General features: G+C 72.3%; 20 protein-coding genes. 9 read left to right on the forward strand and 11 right to left on the reverse strand.

Annotation, left to right across the window (positions count from 1 at the left end; all coding sequences use genetic code 11):
* The first annotated feature begins 270 nt into the window (after positions 1–270).
* The 3 genes from ACLJOK_RS11875 to ACLJOK_RS11885 all read left to right on the forward strand — a co-directional run bounded on the left by ACLJOK_RS11875 (position 271) and on the right by ACLJOK_RS11885 (position 3,553).
* Complete coding sequence (locus tag ACLJOK_RS11875; protein ID WP_030332815.1) at positions 271–1,140, forward strand: PAC2 family protein; 870 nt, start codon at positions 271–273, stop codon at positions 1,138–1,140.
* Positions 1,141–1,263: 123 nt separating this feature from the next.
* Entirely contained in the window at positions 1,264–2,055 is a 792-nt protein-coding gene (locus tag ACLJOK_RS11880) for a GntR family transcriptional regulator (protein ID WP_410818301.1), read from the forward strand.
* A 379-nt stretch (positions 2,056–2,434) separates the two neighbouring features.
* Complete coding sequence (locus ACLJOK_RS11885; protein WP_410818302.1) at positions 2,435–3,553, forward strand: alpha/beta hydrolase family protein; 1,119 nt, start codon at positions 2,435–2,437, stop codon at positions 3,551–3,553.
* A gap of 151 nt (positions 3,554–3,704) precedes the next feature.
* On the opposite strand, the gene mshC is transcribed toward ACLJOK_RS11885, so the two are convergent.
* The 6 genes from mshC to ACLJOK_RS11915 form a co-directional block, all read right to left on the reverse strand.
* Positions 3,705–4,943, reverse strand: coding sequence for a cysteine--1-D-myo-inosityl 2-amino-2-deoxy-alpha-D-glucopyranoside ligase (mshC, locus tag ACLJOK_RS11890; RefSeq protein WP_410818304.1), 1,239 nt, complete (start codon positions 4,941–4,943; stop codon positions 3,705–3,707).
* Positions 4,944–5,009: 66 nt separating this feature from the next.
* Entirely contained in the window at positions 5,010–5,828 is an 819-nt protein-coding gene (locus ACLJOK_RS11895; protein WP_410818306.1) for an SCO1664 family protein, read from the reverse strand.
* Positions 5,825–6,406, reverse strand: coding sequence for a DUF3090 domain-containing protein (locus ACLJOK_RS11900; protein ID WP_357232892.1), 582 nt, complete (start codon positions 6,404–6,406; stop codon positions 5,825–5,827). Before ACLJOK_RS11900 ends, ACLJOK_RS11895 begins: the two co-directional genes overlap by 4 nt.
* 157 nt (positions 6,407–6,563) lie before the next feature.
* Positions 6,564–7,277 (reverse strand): MSMEG_4193 family putative phosphomutase, encoded by a 714-nt coding sequence (locus ACLJOK_RS11905; RefSeq protein ID WP_410818308.1) that lies wholly within the window; start codon positions 7,275–7,277, stop codon positions 6,564–6,566.
* A 102-nt stretch (positions 7,278–7,379) separates the two neighbouring features.
* Positions 7,380–8,216, reverse strand: a complete 837-nt coding sequence (locus tag ACLJOK_RS11910) for an undecaprenyl-diphosphate phosphatase (RefSeq protein ID WP_112587410.1) — start codon at positions 8,214–8,216, stop codon at positions 7,380–7,382.
* A complete protein-coding gene (locus tag ACLJOK_RS11915) occupies positions 8,213–9,265 on the reverse strand; it encodes an LLM class F420-dependent oxidoreductase (RefSeq protein WP_030332780.1) in 1,053 nt (350 codons plus the stop codon). Before ACLJOK_RS11915 ends, ACLJOK_RS11910 begins: the two co-directional genes overlap by 4 nt.
* Positions 9,266–9,451: 186 nt before the next feature.
* Between ACLJOK_RS11915 and ACLJOK_RS11920 the strand changes: the two genes are divergently transcribed.
* Complete coding sequence (locus ACLJOK_RS11920; RefSeq protein ID WP_410818310.1) at positions 9,452–10,423, forward strand: aldo/keto reductase; 972 nt, start codon at positions 9,452–9,454, stop codon at positions 10,421–10,423.
* A 58-nt stretch (positions 10,424–10,481) separates the two neighbouring features.
* Here ACLJOK_RS11920 and ACLJOK_RS11925 read toward each other — a convergent pair whose 3' ends face one another.
* Genes ACLJOK_RS11925 through ACLJOK_RS11935 form a run of 3 tightly spaced genes read right to left on the reverse strand, consistent with a single transcriptional unit; the run spans position 10,482 to position 12,792 of the window.
* Entirely contained in the window at positions 10,482–11,390 is a 909-nt protein-coding gene (locus ACLJOK_RS11925) for a hypothetical protein (RefSeq protein WP_410818312.1), read from the reverse strand.
* Between the two features lie 11 nt (positions 11,391–11,401).
* Positions 11,402–12,463, reverse strand: a complete 1,062-nt coding sequence (locus tag ACLJOK_RS11930; protein WP_410818313.1) for a WXG100 family type VII secretion target — start codon at positions 12,461–12,463, stop codon at positions 11,402–11,404.
* Entirely contained in the window at positions 12,460–12,792 is a 333-nt protein-coding gene (locus ACLJOK_RS11935; RefSeq protein WP_410818315.1) for a hypothetical protein, read from the reverse strand. Before ACLJOK_RS11935 ends, ACLJOK_RS11930 begins: the two co-directional genes overlap by 4 nt.
* Before the next feature lie 92 nt (positions 12,793–12,884).
* On the opposite strand from ACLJOK_RS11935, the gene ACLJOK_RS11940 reads away from it, so the two are divergent.
* The 3 genes from ACLJOK_RS11940 (at position 12,885) to ACLJOK_RS11950 (ending at position 14,634) form a co-directional block, all read left to right on the forward strand.
* A complete protein-coding gene (locus ACLJOK_RS11940) occupies positions 12,885–13,304 on the forward strand; it encodes a YbaB/EbfC family nucleoid-associated protein (protein ID WP_238679132.1) in 420 nt (139 codons plus the stop codon).
* A complete protein-coding gene (locus tag ACLJOK_RS11945) occupies positions 13,301–14,098 on the forward strand; it encodes an SseB family protein (protein WP_410818316.1) in 798 nt (265 codons plus the stop codon). The genes ACLJOK_RS11940 and ACLJOK_RS11945 overlap by 4 nt, the downstream gene beginning before the upstream one ends.
* 344 nt (positions 14,099–14,442) lie before the next feature.
* Positions 14,443–14,634, forward strand: a complete 192-nt coding sequence (locus ACLJOK_RS11950) for a DUF5703 family protein (RefSeq protein WP_013734349.1) — start codon at positions 14,443–14,445, stop codon at positions 14,632–14,634.
* A 51-nt stretch (positions 14,635–14,685) separates the two neighbouring features.
* Here the strand turns inward: ACLJOK_RS11950 and ACLJOK_RS11955 are convergent, their stop codons facing one another.
* Together ACLJOK_RS11955 and ACLJOK_RS11960 are read right to left on the reverse strand one after the other, a co-directional pair.
* Entirely contained in the window at positions 14,686–15,348 is a 663-nt protein-coding gene (locus ACLJOK_RS11955) for a hypothetical protein (RefSeq protein WP_091408864.1), read from the reverse strand.
* Positions 15,349–15,406: 58 nt separating this feature from the next.
* On the reverse strand, positions 15,407–16,735 hold the full coding sequence (locus ACLJOK_RS11960) for a M20/M25/M40 family metallo-hydrolase (protein ID WP_363616337.1): 1,329 nt from the start codon (positions 16,733–16,735) through the stop codon (positions 15,407–15,409).
* Between the two features lie 148 nt (positions 16,736–16,883).
* Here ACLJOK_RS11960 and ACLJOK_RS11965 point away from each other — a divergent pair, with 148 nt between their 5' ends.
* Both ACLJOK_RS11965 and ACLJOK_RS11970 read left to right on the forward strand, forming a co-directional pair.
* Complete coding sequence (locus ACLJOK_RS11965) at positions 16,884–17,495, forward strand: hemerythrin domain-containing protein (RefSeq protein WP_410818319.1); 612 nt, start codon at positions 16,884–16,886, stop codon at positions 17,493–17,495.
* 83 nt (positions 17,496–17,578) lie between these two features.
* On the forward strand, positions 17,579–18,559 hold the full coding sequence (locus tag ACLJOK_RS11970) for a LysR family transcriptional regulator (protein WP_410818321.1): 981 nt from the start codon (positions 17,579–17,581) through the stop codon (positions 18,557–18,559).
* Positions 18,560–18,563 lie beyond the last annotated feature (4 nt).

Raw genomic sequence — 18,563 nt, forward strand, 5'->3', positions numbered from 1 at the left:
AGTCCGCACCCGTTCAGGTTAGTGCGATTCGGCCGGACTCCACGACCATCCTCGAGCGATCCCCTATTGTGTCACGGGGATCACCCTGTCTGGTTCGTTCGGGTATGACCTGCTGCCGGAGCGGCCGACCGGCGCGGCCGACGGGCCGCACCCTCGCCCTGCACGTAGGCTGACGGACGTGAAGGACAACAGGGACGCCGCCGTGCCACACGGTATGACGACCGGGCGCGGTCCCGGCGCCAGCCGCGACGAGCAGGGTGAGGTGACGGCGTGACCGAGTTCGACGGACTGCCGGTGCTGCGGTCCCCGGTGGCGATCGCCGCGTTCGAGGGCTGGAATGACGCCGCCGACGCGTCCACCGCCGCGGTCGAGCACCTGGAGCAGGTTTGGAACGCCCGGCAGATCGCCGAGCTGGATCCGGAGGACTTCTACGACTTCCAGGTCAGCCGGCCCACCATCACCATGGCCGACGGGGAGACCCGACGGGTGGAGTGGCCGACGACCCGGTTCATGGTGGCCAGCCCGGAGGGCACCGACCGTGACGTGGTGCTGATCCGCGGCATCGAGCCGAGCATGCGCTGGCGGACGTTCTGCGAGCAGGTGCTGGAGATCTGCCACAGCCTGGAGGTGGAACGGGTGGTGCTGCTCGGCGCGTTGCTGGCCGACGTGCCGTACACCCGGCCGCTGCCGATCAGCGGCAGCGCCTCCGACGCTCAGGCCGCGGAGCGTTACCAGCTCACCCCCACCCGGTACGACGGTCCGACCGGCATCGTCGGCGTGCTGCACGACGCCTGCACCCGCGCCGAGGTGGACGCCGTCTCGTTCTGGGTGCACGTGCCGCACTACGCCAACAACCCGCCCTGCCCGAAGGCCACCCTCGCCCTGCTGCACCGGGTGGAGGAGGTCGTCGACCTGCCGGTGCCGATGGCCGACCTGGCCGAGGAGTCCGCCGAGTGGGAGCAGCGGGTGCGCAGCGCCGCCGAGCAGGACGCCGAGCTGGGCGAGTACGTCCGCGAACTGGAAGAACGGGTCGGCGACGAGGGAATCACGCCGTTGACCGGTGACGAGATCGCCCAGGAGTTCGAGAAGTACCTGCGCCGCCGGGGCGGTTCGGCCGGCCCCACCGCCGGCTCCTGGTAACACTGTCTCGCTGCGGGCCTTCGGACCTTTTGTGGTTCGAGGGCCCGTTTTCGCGTGTCCGGGGTAGCGCCGTCACAACCACTGGGGCATCCTAGGAACCTAGATGTGATCAAGGAGGCGGGTGTGCAGATCAATCCCGGGGCCGCCGAGTTCCCGCACCGACAGATCGCCGCGCAGCTCAAGGCCCAGGTCCGCCGTGGCGACTGGGGGCCGGGCGAACGGCTACCGTCCATCCCGGCCATCGCCGAGATGTTCGGCGTCGCCAAGCAGACAGTGCAACGCGCCGTCGACCAGCTGCGGGTCGAGGGCATCCTGATCACCAAACCCGGCTCCGGTACGTACGTCCGGGGCACCCGCCGCCGCCTCAACCGCCTCTCCCGAGGCCGGTACGGCGGCTTTCGCGGCTACCACACCGACCTGGCCGCCCGATACCGTCAGCAGCTCGTCTCCGTGGGGCTCGCCCCCGCCCCCGCCGAGGTGGCCGACGCCTTCGGCGTGGCCGACGGCACCAGCCTGCTCTGCCGCCGGCACCTCGTCCGCACCGACGACTCCCCCGTGGAGGTGGGCGCCTCCTGGTTCCTCCCCCGCGACACGGACGGCACCTCTCTGGAGCGCACCGAAGCCTTCGGTCGACCGCTCTACCAGGAGGCCGAGGAAGCCACCGGACGGCGGTACGTCTCGGCCACCGACACGATCAGCGCCCGCCAGCCGAGCCGGGAGGAGGCCGAGACCCTCCAGATCCGGCCGGACACCCCGGTGCTGCATCTGCTGCACGTCGCGTACGACGCGCACCGCAAGCCGATCGAGGTGTCCCAGGCGACCTGGCCGGGCCCGATGACCACCCTCACCGAGGAGTACAAGATCCCGGGCCCGACCCCCGACCCGGAACCCGACCCCGGTCTGGTCCTGGGCTAACGGGCACCCCGCCCCGGCGATCTTGCGCTTTCGGTAGTACTAATGCCGACTTTGCGCCTTTCGCCGGGACAGAAACTGCAAGATCGCGGGGCGCGGGGCGCGGGGCGCGGGGCGCGGGGCGCGGGGCGCGGGGCGCGGGGCGCGGGGCGCGGGGCGCGGGGCGCGGGGCGCGGGGTGGGCCCTGAGAACTCCGTGCCGACACCGTTGCAGCTATACACTCAGTATATATACTGCGGGTGTATCGGTGGCCGGGCGGCTCGGTTCCGGCGTCGAGCAACCCAGGGGAGGACCAATGCCAACCGTGAAACCTGTTGGTACACGGGGGATAACGCGCCGTGGCCTTGTCGGAGCCGCGCTGGCGGTCGGGGTCGGCGTACCGATGGGCGTTGCCGGCCGCGCCACGGCGGCCGCCGCCGATTCGGGTCCGGTCCGGCTCACTCTCCCCCGGCCGACCGGGCCGTACCGCGTGGGTGTGGTGCCGCTGCACCTGGTCGACCGGTCGCGGCTGGAGCCGCTGGCCGGGCCGGGGCGGTATCGGGAACTGATGGTCAGCGTCTGGTATCCCGCCCGGAACGAGCGGCGCTACCCGCGCTCGCCGTGGATGACAGCTGCCTCGATGCGCATGCTGCTGGACTCCGCCGGCTTCGACCCCCACGCCGCGCTGGCACCCTTGACGGCCGGGCACGAGGGCGCCCCGGTGCGGCATTCCGGTCGACGGATGCCGGTGGTGCTGTACTCGCACGGTGCCGGCAGCCACCGTTCGGACACCACCATCGTGGTGCAGGAACTCGCCAGCCACGGGTACGTGGTCGTCACTGTGGACCACACGTACGACGGGTTCGGCGAATTCCCCGACGGCCGGGTCACCGTCCAGGAAGAAGACTTTGATTCCACCCCGTGGACCTACACCCGGGACGTCCGGTTCGTCCTCGACCAGATCGCCGACCTCGCCACCGGGGGCAACCCCGACGTCGACCACGCGCCGCTGCCGGCCGGGCTGGGAGCCGCCCTCGACCTGAGCCGGATCGGCATGTTCGGCTGGTCGAAGGGTGGCACCGCGACGGCCCTGACCATGGGCACCGACCGGCGGATCCGAGCCGGGCTGAGCCTGGACGCCCCGATGCAGTCCCAGCCGCTGCCCACCGTCGACCTGTACCGGCCGTTCATGCTGATGACGGCGGAGTTCACCCGGGCCGCGGAGCCCGCCGTCGCCGAGTTCTTCACGCACCTACGCGGATGGCGACTCAACGTGCAGGCCGACGAAGCGGTCCACTCGTCCTACGGCGACAACCAGTGGCTCGTGCCGCAACTGGCACGGCTCATCGGGATGAGCGACGAGGAGCTCGCCGGCTGGGTCGGCGTGCTCGACCCCGCCCGCGCGGTCCGCATCGGGCAGGCGTACCCGCTGGCGTTCTTCGACCTGCACCTGCGGCACCGGGGCGGCCACCTACTGAGCGGCCCGAGCCGGTCCTTCCCCGAGGTGAGGTTCATTCCGTGACCGGATCGAGGGCGCGCCCCGACCCCGACCTGGGCTGAGCCGTTTGATCGACTCGGCTTTCTGGAAATCGGTGCGTCGCACGCGTCGGGACACCGCGACTTCCTGAAAACCGAGTCGATCAACGCGGGCGCACGGCACCACGCACGTGGCCTCAGAGGCGGATGCCCAGGAGGGCGTCGACAGTGTTCGCGAAGAGGGCGGGCGCTTCGGGGTCGTCGGTGGCGCCGGCGAGGGTGGCCTCGGCCCAGCGGTCGGCTGCGGCCAGCGCTCCGGGGGTGTCCAGGTCGTCGGCCAGGCGGGCGCGTACCTCGGCCAACAGCTCAGCCCCGGACGGCCCGGCGGGCGCGGCGGCGGCCCGCCGCCAACGGTCCAGGCGCTCGTGCGCGGCGGTGAGCAGTTCGTCGGTCCAGGTGCGGTCGCTGCGGTAGTGCCCGGAGATCAGCGCCAGCCGGATCGCCATCGGGTCGACCTTGTCGGCGCGCAGCCGGGAGACGAAGACCAGGTTGCCGCGGGACTTGGACATCTTCTCGCCGTCCAGACCGATCATGCCGGCGTGGACGTAGTGCTCGGCGAACGGTGCCTGGCCGGTGAGCCGCTCGGCGTGCGCGGCGGAGGCCTCGTGGTGCGGGAACAGCAGGTCGTTGCCGCCGCCCTGCACGTCGATCCGGTCGCCGAGCAGGTTGAGCGCGATCACGGCGCACTCGATGTGCCAACCGGGGCGGCCCGGGCCCATTTCGCCGCCCGGCCAGGACGGCTCGCCCTCGCGGGCGCCGCGCCACAGCAGCGGGTCCAGTGGGTCGCGCTTGCCGGCCCGGTCGGGGTCGCCGCCGCGCTCGGGGAAGATCTCCAGCATCTGCTCGCGGGTCAGGTTCGACTCGTAGCCGAAGCGGGGCGTGGCGGAGATGTCGAAGTAGACGTCGCCGGTGCCGTCGTCGAGCCGGTACGCGGCGCCGTCCTTGAGCAGCACCTCGACCTTGTCGGCGATGTCCGGGATCGACTCGACAGCGCCCACGTAGTGCGCCGGCGGGATGATCCGCAGCGCCTCCATGTCCTCCCGGAACAGCGCCGTCTCGCGCATCGCAAGGACCACCCAGTCCTCGCCGTCGCGGGCGGCCCGCTCCAGCAGTGGGTCGTCGATGTCGGTGACGTTCTGCACGTAGCGCACCGGGCGGCCGGCGTCGCGCCACATCCGCTGCACCAGGTCGAACGTGATCATGGTGGCGGCGTGGCCGAGGTGGGTGGCGTCGTACGGGGTGATGCCGCAGACGTACATGCTTCCCGCGTCGGTCGGCTCACTCGGGTGGACACCCTGCCGCGCCGAGTCGTACAACGCCAGTGGCTCGCCCCTGCCCGGCAGCCGTGGCACCTCGTGTCCCGCCCAAGACTCCATGGGATCAGCCTAGCCAGCCCTGCGACAACGCCGGAGCACCCCACGGGTGATCAAGATGACAGCGGGTCACATGGGCGGCCAGGGCATCGCCGGCCAGTCCTCCGGAGGCTGGGGGAAGCAGCCGGTCTCGCGCAGCCGGTCGACCCGGGCGCCCACCTCGGCCACCTCGCTGATCGTCAGATGGTCGGCCAGCTCCGCCCCGAGCGCACCGGCGACCTGCCCGGCCAGCGCGTCGAGCATCTCCACGGCGTCCGTGGGCAGCCGCTTACCGGCCCAACCCCAGAGCACCGTGCGCAGCTTGTCCTCCACGTGGAAGCTCACCCCGTGGTCCACGCCGTAGATCCGGTCGTCGGCACCGACGAGCACGTGACCGCCCTTGCGGTCGGCGTTGTTGAGCACCGCGTCGAGCACCGCGAGCCGGGCCAGCCGTGGGTCGTCGGCGTGGGCGAGGGCGTACGCGGCGCCGTCGTCGTCCCGGGCGGCGGCGATCGGGATCCAGCGCGGCGGCAACTCCCCGGCGGGCAGGAAACCGACGAGCGGTTCGGCGTCCTCCGGCTCGTCGATCCACAGCTGGCAGGAGCCGGGGCCGAACGGGCCGTCCCGCAGCACTGTGGGCGGCACCAGGTCCCATCCGGTGGCCCGGGAGACCAGGTACGCCGAGACCTCCCGACCGGCCAGGGTGCCGTCGGGGAAGTCCCAGAGGGGGCGCTCGCCCCGGACCGGCTTGTAGACGCAGCGGGCGGTCAGCCCGTCCAGGGTCAGGATGCCGCGCAGCGTCGTGTTCGACGCGTCGACCAGCCGACCCTCCAGGTCAAGGACGCCGTCACGCAGCAGCCGCAGCGCGGCGTCGCCGTCCTGGCGAGGCTGGAGGCCGGACGAGGTCACCGGTGATAACCGTTGTGCCGCGGGCAGAGGTGCCCGGCGGGGTCCAACGGTTGGCCGCAGAGCGGGCACGGTGGCCGGCCCGCGTTGACCACTCGCCGGGCCCGCTCGATGAACTGGCGGGTCGCCTGCGGGGTGAGCCGGACCCGGAGTCGATCCAGGTCCTCGTCCGGCTCTTCGTCCTCGTCGTCGTCCTCGTCGTCGTCCTCGTCGCCGAGCTCGACCTCGGGCTCCACCTCGCCCGCGGCGATCGCCTCGATCACCACGGTCGCGGTGTCCACGTCGAAGGCCAGCCCGAGCGTCCCGACCCGGAACTCCTCGTCGACGGGAGTGTCCAGCGGCTCGTTGTCGCCGATCACCGGCGCCAGCTCGGGCAGGTCCACCCCGAAGCGACGCTGCGCCTCGGTGAGCAGCTCCTCCAGCTTCTCGGCGAGCAGGGACACCTGGACCTTCTCCAGCGCGACGCTGACCAGCCTGCCGCCGCCGCGGGCCTGCAGGAAGAACGTGCGCTCCCCCGGCGGCCCGACAGTCCCGGCGACGAACCGCTCCGGCGGTTCGAAGGCGTGCACCTGGTGGGTCATACCCACGACCCTATCCGGCCCGCCTTGGCATCGCGCACCCCACCGACGCGAATCGCCCCAGCGGCGGCGCGCCCGGCGTACCAGGGGCTAAACCCGGGCGTGGCGGCCTTTCCGGGGTGAGCTGACACCCCGGCCGGGGGTGGTGTCGTGACGCGCCTCACCGCGAGGCACCCGCCCCACCGCCGACGGCCGCGTCCGAGTCGGTCACGCGGTTCGCACGGCGACGCCGCTTGGCCGGCGGCGGCACCAGCGCCGCCAGGTCGCCACCGGTGTCGTTGAGCCGCACCAGAAACGGACGCAGCGGCGTGAACCGGATCGCCGTCACCGACGCCGGGTCGGCCACGATCCGCTGAAAGGCATCCAGGTGTACGCCGAGCGCGTCCGCCACGATGGCCTTGATCACATCGCCGTGGCTGCACGCCAACCAGACCGCCTCGGGCCCGTGCTCGGCGTTCACCCGGGCGTCCCAGGAACGCACCGCCGCCACTGCCCGCGCCGCCATCGCCGCCATCGCCTCCCCGCCCGGGAAGACCGCCGCGCTGGGGTGCTGCTGGACCACCGGCCAGAGCGGCTCCTTGGCGAGCTTCTTCAGCGGCTGCCCCTCCCAGCTGCCGTAGTCGCACTCGATCAGCCCGTCCTCGACCACCGGGGCGGCCTGCGGGAGCGCCAACTCCAGGGTCTGCCGGCAGCGGATGAGCGGGCTGGTCACCACGGCGGCCAGCGGCACCGCCCGCAACCGCTCGCCGACCGCGGTGGCCTGGGCGCGCCCGGTGTCGTCCAACTCGACAGGTTGCCGACCGGCCAGACCGCCATCGGCGTTCGCCGTGGTTCGGCCGTGTCGCAGAAGAAGAAGGGTCGCCACGGAGACCACCCTATGACCTGGCCCCCAGGCCGGGCCGTCGCGGGCGGCGACCCGACGACTGCGGCCCCCGGCTACGCCTGCGGGCGGAGCCGGGGGCCGTCGACAGATCGGTCAGGTGGCGTCGATGGTGCCGGTCAGCAGCAGGGCCAGGACCAGGGTGCCCAGCGCGACCCGGTACAGCACGAAGACGTACAGGGTGTGGTGGGCGACGTAACGCAGCAACCAGGCGATGGCCGCGTACCCGATGCCGAACGCGATGAGGGTGGCCACGATCGTCTGGGCCACGGTGGGCACGGACGTGCCCGGGGCGGACGGTTCGAAGACGTCGCCGAGACTGAACACGCCGGACATCACCACCGCCGGGATGGCCAGCAGGAACGAGTACCGTGCCGCCGCCTCCCGGGTCAGGTTGAGCAACAGGCCGGCGGTGAGCGTGCCGCCGGAGCGGGACACCCCGGGGACCAGCGCCATGGCCTGGGCGAAGCCCATCACGATGCCGTCCTTCATCCGGAAGTTTTCCAGGGTGCGGGTCTGCCGCCCCCAGTACTCGGCGAAGGCCAGCACGAAGGCGAACACGATCAGCGTGGTCGCCACCACCCACAGGTTGCGCCCGGCGGTCTTGATCTGGTCCTTGAACACGAAACCGAACAGCCCGATCGGGATCGAGCCGACGATCACGTACCAGCCCATCCGGTAGTCGAGGCTGGAGCGGACCGACTTGTCCCGGATGCCCACCAGCCAGGTCCGGGTGATCCGCCAGATGTCCTTGGCGAAGTAGATCAGCACGGCCGCTTCGGTGCCGAGCTGGGTGACCGCGGTGAACGACGCGCCGGCGTCCCGGTCGAAGAAGATCGCCGAGGTGATCCGCAGATGCCCCGACGAGCTGACCGGAAGGAACTCGGTCAGTCCCTGGACGATGCCCAGGACGATGGCCTCGACCCAGGTCACTCGCCGACTCCCGAGAGGTCGAGAGCCTCGGCGACGGTCCGCAGGGTCTGCACGCCGCTGTCCCGGTCGGCCACGAAGAGGGTCACCGACAGCGTGGTGACGCCGGCCGCGGCGTACTCCCGCATCCGCTCGGCGATGCGCTCCTTCGGGCCGAGCAGCGAGGTGCGGTCGATGAACTCCATGGGTACGGCGGCGGCCGCGTCGCGCTGCCGCTTGGCCAGGTACAGGTCCTGCACCTCGCGGGCGGCGTCGCCGTAGCCCATCCGGGTGGCGAGCTGGTTGTAGAAGTTCTGCTGCCGGCTGCCCATGCCGCCCACGTAGAGCGCGGCGTACCAGCGGACGAGTTCGGCGCAGGAGGCCACGTCGTCGCCGATCACCACGGGCACCGACGGCACCACGTCGAACCCGGCCAACTCCTTGCCGACCTTGGCCCGCCCGGCGCGCACCGAGGCCAGCTGCTCCTCGGCGAACTCCGGGGCGTAGAACACTGCCAGCCAGCCGTCGGCGATCTCGCCGGCCAGCTCCAGGTTCTTCGGGCCGACAGCGGCCAGGTAGATCGGTATGTGCTCGCGGGGTGGGTGGAAGCCCAGACGCAGGGCCTTGCCCGGGCCGTCCGGCAGCGGCAGCGTGTAGTGCTCGCCGTCGTACGCCACCTCCTTGCGGGCGATGGCCAGCTTGACGATGTCGACGAACTCGCGGGTCCGGGCGAGCGGCTTGGCGAAACGCACGCCGTGCCAGCCCTCGGAGACCTGCGGGCCGGAGACACCCAGGCCGAGCCGGAAGCGGCCGCCGGAGAGCGCGTCGATTGTGGCGGCGGTCATGGCGGTGGCCGCCGGCGTACGGGCGGGGATCTGCATCACCGCGGCGCCGACGTCGATCCGTTCGGTCTGCCCGGCCATCCAGGCGAGCATGCTGGGCGAGTCGGAGCCGTATGCCTCCGCCGCCCACACCACCGAATAGCCCAGCCGGTCCGCCTCCTGGGCCAGCGCCAGGTGGTCGGCCGGTGTGCTCCACGCCGTCTGGTATCCGAGACTGAGCCCGAGTCGCACTGGTCCTCCCCCATCCGTGGCACAGGTCGCCCCAGGTTACGCAATGCCGATAACGGACTCGATCACCGGCTCGACACCTTTGGTCCCCCCTCCATCGGGGCAGCCCGGGGCGGCGGAACCGGCAGAACCGGCAGAGATACGGGAGCGAGGATATCGGTGGCGGCAGGTTCGAAATAAGGTTCACCCATGCAACAGCGACCGCTCGGCCGAAGCGGGCTGGCGGTTTCGCGGCTCGCGCTCGGCACCATGACCTGGGGCCGGGACACCGACGCCGACGATGCGGCCGCTCAGCTGAAGAGTTACCTCGACGCGGGCGGCAACCTGATCGACACCGCCGACGTGTACGGCGACGGCGACGCCGAGTCGGTGATCGGCTCGCTGCTGGGTTCCCTCGTGCCCCGCGAAGATCTGCTGATCGCCACCAAGGCCGGTTTGCGCCCCGGCAGTGGCCGCCGTCGGGACGGCTCCCGGGGGCACCTGCTGCGCACGTTGGACGCGTCGCTGCGCCGGCTCGGCACCGACCACGTCGACCTGTTCCAGGTGCACGGGTACGACCCGGACACCCCGCTGGAGGAAACCTTGGCCGCCCTGGACCACGCGGTGGCCAGCGGTAGGGTCCGCTACGTCGGCGTGTCGAACTTCTCCGGCTGGCAGACCGCGCGGGCCGCCGCCTGGCAGACCGCCTGGCCGGGGCGGGCGCCGGTGGTCGCGTCCCAGGTGGAGTACTCGCTGCTGGAGCGCGGTGTGGAGCGGGAGGTGCTGCCCGCGTGCGACGCGCTCGGCCTCGGCGTGCTGCCCTGGTCGCCGCTGGGCCGGGGCGTGCTCACCGGCAAGTACCGGCACGGCCGTCCGGCCGACTCCCGGGCCGCGTCGCCGCACTTCGAACGGTTCGTCTCGACGTACCTGGAACCGCGCTGCTCCAGCATCGTGGAGGCGGTGGCGACAGCGGCCGGTGGGCTGGGGGTGTCGCCGCTGGAGGTGGCGTTGGCCTGGATCCGGGACCGGCCTGGCGTGACCGCGCCGATCCTCGGTGCCCGCACGGTCGGGCAGCTGCTCGGCGCGCTCGCAGTGGAACGGATCACCCTGCCCGAGGAGATCACCACCGCGCTGGACGACGTGTCCGCGGTGCCGGTCGGCTACCCCGAACGCGACGGCTGACCGGCCGGCCGGGCACGGCTGACAAGCACGCCGGCCTGCTGCTGACCCGCCGGCTGGGTCACGGCGTCGGGCGCTGCCCGGGAAGGTCGTGGATGGCGGTCAGGAAGCGCGACTGGTCGTCGCGCAGCGCGGGCTGGGTGAGCCGGACCCACGAACCGTCGTCGAAGACGATGGTGGAGGTGAGCTGCACCATCCCGCTCGCCCCACGCTCGGAGTCGACCCGGGCCACCCGGTCGCGTCGCACACTCCACAGCACCCGCGGTTGACGGCGGTCGGGCCGGTCGGCGTCCGGGCGGGGGCCCATCCGCAGCAGGTGCAGGTGAGTGTCGGTCACCGCCAACGGGGTGCCGCTGTAGCGTTCCAGGAAGAGCAGCAGGCTGCCGGCGAGGGTGGCGAGGTCGCCGCTGAACACGTACCGGCGGCGGTAGGCGATCTCGGCGAGCTGCTCGGCCAGCGGACGGTACAGGCTCAGCCGGAACAGCGCGCGGAACGCCTCCTGCTCCTCGGTGAGCGGAATCGGCTCCCGCTGGGCGGGTTGGTGGGGCAGGCCCGGCTCCGGCGCGGCCAACTCCGGCACCCCGGCGGCGATGGCGCCGGCCTTTCCCGGCAGCAGCAGCACACCCGCGGCCAGCCGCACCGGCGCCAGCACCGCGTCGACCCAGACCACCGGGTTGACGATGTTGAGCAGCCCGAACAGCACCTTCGGGTCGAGCGCGTCGGCCAACTCGGCGCCGACCTCGTCGGCGAGCTGCCGACCGGCCTGGTGGGTCTGCGACAGGCGCACCGGCCCGAGCCCCACGTAGCGGAGATCCTGCCCGGCCAGCAGCGGCGCCACCAGGGCGCGCTCCGGCTCGTCGCTGGTGCGGAGTTCGTCCCGCAGCTCGCGGGCCCTGTCCCGGGCCGCCCGCGCGCCGCCGAGCACCGCGTCGGTGAACCGGCCCAGCCGACCCCGCTCGCCTGACATCACCCGTCGCCTCCTTAGCGGCCCGCCGGCTGACCTGCCGGCGGCTGCCCGAAGACATTCTGGTCGATCCAGTCCGCGCCGCCCTGCACCGCCTGGTCGATCTGGTCGCCGACCTGTTCGCTGCCCGGCACGGAGAGCCCGCTGGTCAACGCCACAGTCCCCCAGGTGACACCGTGGACGACGGAGTTCGGCACGTTCCACGGCAGGTGGGTCGCCCAGTCCCGGGCGATCACCCGGGCCCCGTCGGCAACCCCGTGCGCCCGCAGCGCGGCGGCCCGGTCGAGGGCGCCCATGTCGAACGGGGAACCGGACTTGCCCAGCTTGTAGGTGCCCTTGGAGGGGTCGAGGAACTTGTGGTGCCACTTGTCGAGCTTGCCGGCGGCGCGGCGCTTGTCGGCGTACTTCTTGCCGGTGCGCAGCGCCTTCTGCATGTCGACCAGCTTGTCCAGGTGGGTGCGCAGCTTGCGCAGGTACAGCAGGACCCGTTGCAGCAGCCGGATGACCTTCTGCAGGTGCACAGCGAGCGGCCGGATGACCTTCAACATCCGGGTGACCACGATCAGGCCCCTGGTGACGGCCACGCCCACGCCGGCGGCCCAGGACGCGCCCATGGTCACCGGCGCCATCAGCAACGCCGTCACCAGCGTCACCAGGAGGAAGTTCACGAACTCCACGCAGAGGTCCACCAGCACGTCGTGCACGGTCTGCAGACCGTCGGCGACGCTGCGCAGGTACTCCGCGGTCGCGGCGAACTGCTCGGCGACGTCAAGCAGCTGCTGCTCCACCTCGGCCAACCGCTGGCCGTACGCCACACCGGACGGTGAGCGCCAGCCGGCCTGAGCGGACTCCCGGGTGCCGCGGTGCCCCTGGGCCAGGTCGCGCACCTGCGCGGCCAGCGCGTCCCACTCGGCGGCCTTCGCGCGCAGCACGGCGGGCTCGCCGTCGACCAGGTCGACGAGTTGAATCAGTGGCCACGCCAGGGTCCGGCAGACACTGTTGACGGCGTCCTGCACCCCGGAGAGCGCGCTGTCCAGGCCGTTCCACAGTTGGACGGCGCTGCCGGCCGGGCCGCTCATCCGGGCAACCCCGACTGGATGGCCTTGAACCCGGCGTCGAGGTCCCGTTCGTTGTGCTCGTACGCCTCGGCCGTGTCGCCCAGCGCCGTGGCGACCCGGCCGAACGCGGCGTTCGCGGCGGCGAACAACTCCTTGCCGCCGGTGACCTGCTCGGCGTACTTGTCACGGAGCATGTCGCTGGCGAACGGCAGGTGGCCGAAGGCGTCCGACGGCACGTCGCCAGCCGAGACGATCTGCCCCTCCAGCGCGGCCAGCGAGCTGGCGACCTGCTTGGCGGCTGTCTCCAGTCGACGGACCGCCTGCACGTCGACATCGATATCCGGTGGCATGCCGTTCCTCCCCCATGAGTCGAGCGCACCGACGATACGATCTCCCGGCCGCCGGGCACCACCCGGTCGCATGATTCACGGGGAGGAATCTCATGACGGACCCGACGTCCGCGTTCGACGCGCTCGCCGGGCGGATCGCCGACATCGAACGCCGCTTCGCGGGCCTCCGCGACGACCTGGCCGAGCTGTCCGGCACTGCGGCCGACGAGAGCGGGCTGGTCTCGGCGACCGTCGACGCCACCGGCGCGCTGATCGGCCTCACCCTCGCGCCCGCCGCCCTGCGCATCGGCACGGAGGGGGTGGCCGAGCTGGTGCTCGACGCGTACCGGCGGGCTCGCGAGGTCGCCTCCGGGCACGTCGACGAGCACACCGAGGGGTTGGACGTCGCGCTCGGCGCGGGGCTCGGCGACCTGTTCGGCACACCGGGGGACTTCTCGGCGCTGGGCCGGCTGGAGGAGACAGTGGCCAAGCTCGGGCGGCTGGACGACCGCCTGCCGGGCGCGCCGGCGTGACGTCGCCGACCTGGCCGGAGATCGCCGCTCGACTGCGGGACACCGTCGCCCGCTGCGACCGGGACACCGACCTGGAGCTCTCCGCCGGTCCGCGCGGGATCCGGCTGCTGGTGCGCCGCCAGGTGGTGCGGGTGATCTGCCCCGGCCACGACGAGGCACGCCTTGCCGCGCTCGGCTGGCACCGCCCGACCGGCGACGAGGGCTGGTGGTACGAGGCGGCGCGCACTCCGGAGCAGGTGGAGCAGCTCAGTGTGTTCGTGACCCGTACCGCCGCAGAGGTGTTGACCGACGAGCCCGGCACGCTCTCCTGCCGGGCGCTGCCGCCGGCCGCGCGCCCTGGCCCGGCGGCGGTGCCGGCCGCGCGCCCTGGAGCGACTGTGCCGGCTGCTCAACCTGGACCGGCGGTGCCCGCTGTGGACGCGGAGCCGGCGGTGGTGGCGGTGCTCGCGGCGGCTGTCGACCGGCGTGACCTGCCCGGCTACCTCGGAGTGCTGGCCGGGGCCACTGTGTGCGTCCCCCTCTCCCGGGAACCGGCGCCGGATGCCGACTTCCCGTGGACGGTAGTCGGCGACGCGACCGGCGCGCCGCTGCTGCCGGTCTTCACCTCGCCGGGAGCCCTCGCCGCGTTCACCGGGGACGGGGTGCCGTTCGTCGCGCTGCCCTGCGCCGAACTGTTCGAGGACTGGCCGGACCCGTCCTGGGGGCTGGCGGTCGACCCGGGCAGCGCCCGGGCGGTCGCCCTGGCCGCGCCAGCCCTCGCCGCCCTGCTGTCAGCAAACCTTCCCACCCCCTGACCCACAGCCCCGTCCCACCGCCCGTCGATCATGGAGTTGTGGCGCCCGATATGACGAAATAACAAACCGTTTGTCGCCCACCACAACTCCATGATCGACGGGTTAAACGGAATGACGTGCACGGGCGGCGGAGAGGGCTCACTGATCTAGCGCGTCGATCTTGCAGTTTCTGTTGCCGTTACGGCGGGTATGACTGTTTTGTCGCGACAGGAAGTGCAAGATCGGCGCGGGCGAGGGGGTCGGGCGGGCGCGGGGGCGCGGGTGGGTGGCGCGTTCGGTGGTGGCGTCGTTGGTCACTCCGGAGGGGGTGGCGAACGGCCGCTGGGCTGGGCAGCATGGAGGGCATGGACTACGAGTACGCGCCACTGCGGCTGCCGCCGAACGTCGACCGGTTGACCGCCGCGGCGCAGTTGGCGATCCAGGCGGAGTTCTCTGGTTGGGAGTTGGCCCGGGTGCGGCTGTACCGGGACGGCACGCGGCAGGTAGTGCTGCGTCGTCGGCGGGTCAACCAGCCGCAGCCGGGTCTGTCGTACTGACGACCGGGCGGTGCCGCCCGAGGCCGGAGTCGGCCCCGGGCGGCACCCGGCCTAGTGCTGGTGCCCGGCGTGGTCGTGGTCGTCGTCGAGCTCCAGGAACGGGTGCTCGTCGAGCCGACCGACCAGCCGGTCGTCGGCAGCCGGCTGGAACGGGCCGACCGCGTCGTCGTCGTCGAACGACTCCAGATCGACCGGGGTGCCCACCTCGCTGACCATGACCACCCCGTCGAGCGGTTCCAACTCGGGGACGTCCAACGCGCCGAGCGAGCCGTCACCGCTCTGCAGCAGCTCCAGCACCGCCTCGCCGACGCCCTCCACCGGCGCCGGCTCGTCGTCCTCCGGAGTGCCCTCGCGGCGGGCCGCCTCGGCCACCCGCAGCAGCGCGGCGACGCTCGGCACCCGGTAGTCACGACGCTGACGCACCGAGATCACCCGGGGGTGCGGGTCGCTGGCCTCGGCTCCCTCGCCGCCGCCGAAACGCTCGTCGGCCTCGTCCGGGTCGATCGAGTCGACATCCCACGGCGTCACCTCGCCGAAGGCGTCGAGCAGTCGCTCGTCGTACGCGAAGGAAGCGTTGTTCAACGCCACGTACGCCTGCCAGACGTCGTCGTCGTCGACGCGGCCCTGCGCGGCGCGTACGGCGGCCAGGTGGTGGCGGGCCGCTTCGATCACCCGCTCGAGAGCGGCGTCCAGCTCACCATGCTGGTCGGTCATGTGGGGCAGTCCCTTCACGATGGGGAGGTTGCGCGCCGGCGGCTACCGCCGGACACGACTAGCAGGTGCGGAGGAACCGGTCGAGAACCCGCACGCCGAACTGTAGTCCGTCGACCGGAACGCGCTCGTCGATGCCGTGGAACAACGCGGAGAAGTTCAGGTCGGCGGGCAGCCGCAGCGGGGCGAACCCGAAGCAGCGGATGCCGAGCTGCGAGAACGCCTTGGCGTCGGTGCCACCGGAGAGCATGTACGGGACGGGCCGCGCCCCCGGGTCCTCCGCGCGCAGGGCCGCCGACATGGCCTCGACCAGGTCACCGTCGAAGGTGGTCTCCAACGCCGGCTGCCGCTGGACGTACTCGATCGCGATGTCCGGGCCGACCAGCTCGCGCAGCTGTCGCTCCAGCAGCTCGGACTGGCCGGGCAGGCTGCGGCAGTCGATGGTGGCGGTGGCCCGGCCGGGGATGACGTTGTCCTTGTAGCCGGCGCTCAACCGGGTCGGATTGGCGGTGTTGCGGATGGTCGCGCCGATGATGTTGGCGATGGGGCCGAGTTTCGCGATGGCCGTCTCCGGGTCGTCCGGGTCCAACTCGATGCCGAGCAGGTCGGAGACCTCGGTCAGGAAGGCCCGCACGGTGTCGGTGACCACCACCGGGAAGCGGTGCCGGCCGATCCGGGCGACCGCCTCGGCGAGCGCGGTGACGGCGTTGTCGTCGTGCATCATCGAGCCGTGCCCGGGGCGGCCCTTGGCGTGCAGCCGCAGCCAGTCGATGCCCTTCTCGGCGGTCTCGATGAGGTAGAGCCGCTGGCTGTCGTTGACCGAGTAGGAGAAGCCACCGACCTCACCGATCGCCTCGGTGCAGCCGTCGAAGAGGCCCCGGTGGTTGTCGACCAGGAAACGCGCGCCGTAGTCGCTGCCCGCCTCCTCGTCGGCGGTGTACGCCAGCACGATGTCGCGCGGGGGTCGCACGCCGGTGCGCTGCCAGTGCCGCACCACGGCGAGCACCATCGCGTCGAAGTCCTTCATGTCGATCGCGCCCCGGCCCCAGAGGTAGCCGTCGCGCAGCTCGCCGGAGAACGGGTCCACCGACCACTCGTCGGCGTCGGCGGGCACCACGTCCAGGTGGCCGTGCACCAGCAGCGCGCCCCGGCTCGGGTCGGTGCCCGGGATGCGGGCCACCACGTTCGCCCGGCCCGGCGCGGACTCGTGCAGGACGGACTCCACGCCCACCTCGGCGAGCTTCTCCGCCACGTACTCGGCCGCGCGGCGCTCGCCGACGCTGGTGTCGTTGTCACCCGTGTTGGTGGTGTCGATGCGCAGCAGGTCGCGGCAGAGGTCCACGACCTCTGCGGTGGGGTCGGGTCGGGCGGAGGCGGCATCGCTCGTCATCGCCTCTTCATACCAGCCCGGGCTGCTCGACAGGCCGGCGCGGGGGGACGCATCGACGGGTCGGTTTCGCCGCGGCCGCGTTCGGGTACCGCGGCCCACGACCGTACGTCCCTGCCGGAGCTTCCGCCCGCCAGTCGAGGAGGGCACCATGTCCGCTGTTCCCCTGCCGCCGCTGCCGCCCGCGCCCGCACCCGAGGAGGGCTACCGACCCGCCGGTCGCAGCATCGCCGACATCGTCGACCGGGAGCACAAGCAACTGCTGGCGCTGCTGGACCAGCTCACCGGCCCGGGCACCACGCCGCAGGAGGGGCTGGCGGTGCTCACCGCCGCGCTCTCGCGGCACCTGTCCGCCGAGGAGCAGTACCTGCTGCCGGCGGTCCGCGCGGCGCTGCCGGCGGCCACCGAGCGGGTGGACGCGGAGATCAACGCCGACGCGGCCCTGCTGAGCGCTCTGAAGGGACTGACGGACGAGGCGCTGACCGAGGTCGCCGAGCGGGTCCGCCGGCACGTCGACGGGGTGGGCACGCTGGTCACCGAGCTGCGTGCCGTCGCGACCGAGGAGGAGCTGATCCGGCTCGGCAACCGCTTGGAGATCGCCGAGGAGGCCGCGCCGACCCGGCCGCACCCGGGCACGCCGGCCACCCCTCCGTGGAACCGGATCGTGGAGCCGGCGGTCGGGGTGGTGGACAAGGTCCTCGACGCGGTGACCCGCCGGCCGACGTACCTGGCGGACCTGCCGGAGCCACCGCGCGACCGGTGACCGGCGACCGCCGGCAATGCATTCATTATCACCGATCCGCTTGGGCTATTCCGCCAGCAGACGCGTAGTCCTACCGTCACCCTATGAACCTGGAGCTGCGTCACCTGCGGGTGGTCTGCGCAATCGCGGAGACGGGAAGTGTGACGAAGGCGGCCTCGGCGCTCGGCCTGGCCCAACCAGCGCTCACCGCCCAGCTCCAACGCATCGAACGGACGCTGGGCGGCCCGCTGTTCGACCGGGACCGGCGCGGGGCTCGGCCCACCGCGCTCGGTGAGCTGGTGCTGGCCCGCGCCCGGGTGCTGCTGCCGGCGATGAAGGGCCTGCAGGACGAGGCCGCCCGGCTGGCGGGGGCGGGCGACACGTTGTCGTCCTACCGCTTCGGTGGGGTGAACAGCCCGATCCTGGGTCGGCTGGTGCACCGGTTGGCGGCCGAGCAACCACCCGCCCAGATCACCACGTACGCGTCCTGGTCGGTCGACGAGTTGGCGCAGTTGGTGGCCGGCGGTCGACTGGACTTCGCGCTGGCCGGCGTGTGCGGTGACGCCAGCCCGTCGGCCGGGTTCGGGTTGAGCTGGCAGGAGGTGGCCGTCGACCCGGTGCTGGTGCTGCTGCCGGAGACCCATCCCCTCGCGGCGCAGGACGAGGTACGCCTGGCCGAGCTGCGCCACGAGCAGTGGGTCGCCGCGCCGGGCGACGGCTGCTTCGCCGACTGCTTCGCCGCCGCCTGCGCCCGCGCCGGCTTCACCCCCCGCAAGGTGTACGAGACCGACATCCGCGGCTGCGTCGACCTGGTGGAGGCCGGCGTGGCGGTGGCCCTGTGCCAGGCGACGTTCCGCCCGGTGAGCGGTCTGGTCACCCGTCAACTCGCCGGGACGCCGCTGCGCTGGCGGCTGCTGCTCGGCTGGCATCCGGACTCCCCCGCCGCCCAGGGCGCGGAGCTGGTGCTGGAGACGGCCAAGGCGGCGTACGTCGACTCGTTGGCGCCGCATCCGGCGTACCTGGCCTGGCTGCCCCGTAACCCGGGCTTCGGCGTCCGGCAGCCCACCGGGGTCCGGCCGGGCTGAGCTG

Origin of the sequence: Micromonospora sp. 050-3, assembly GCF_046549335.1 — a bacterium.
Lineage (GTDB): Bacteria > Actinomycetota > Actinomycetes > Mycobacteriales > Micromonosporaceae > Micromonospora > Micromonospora trifolii.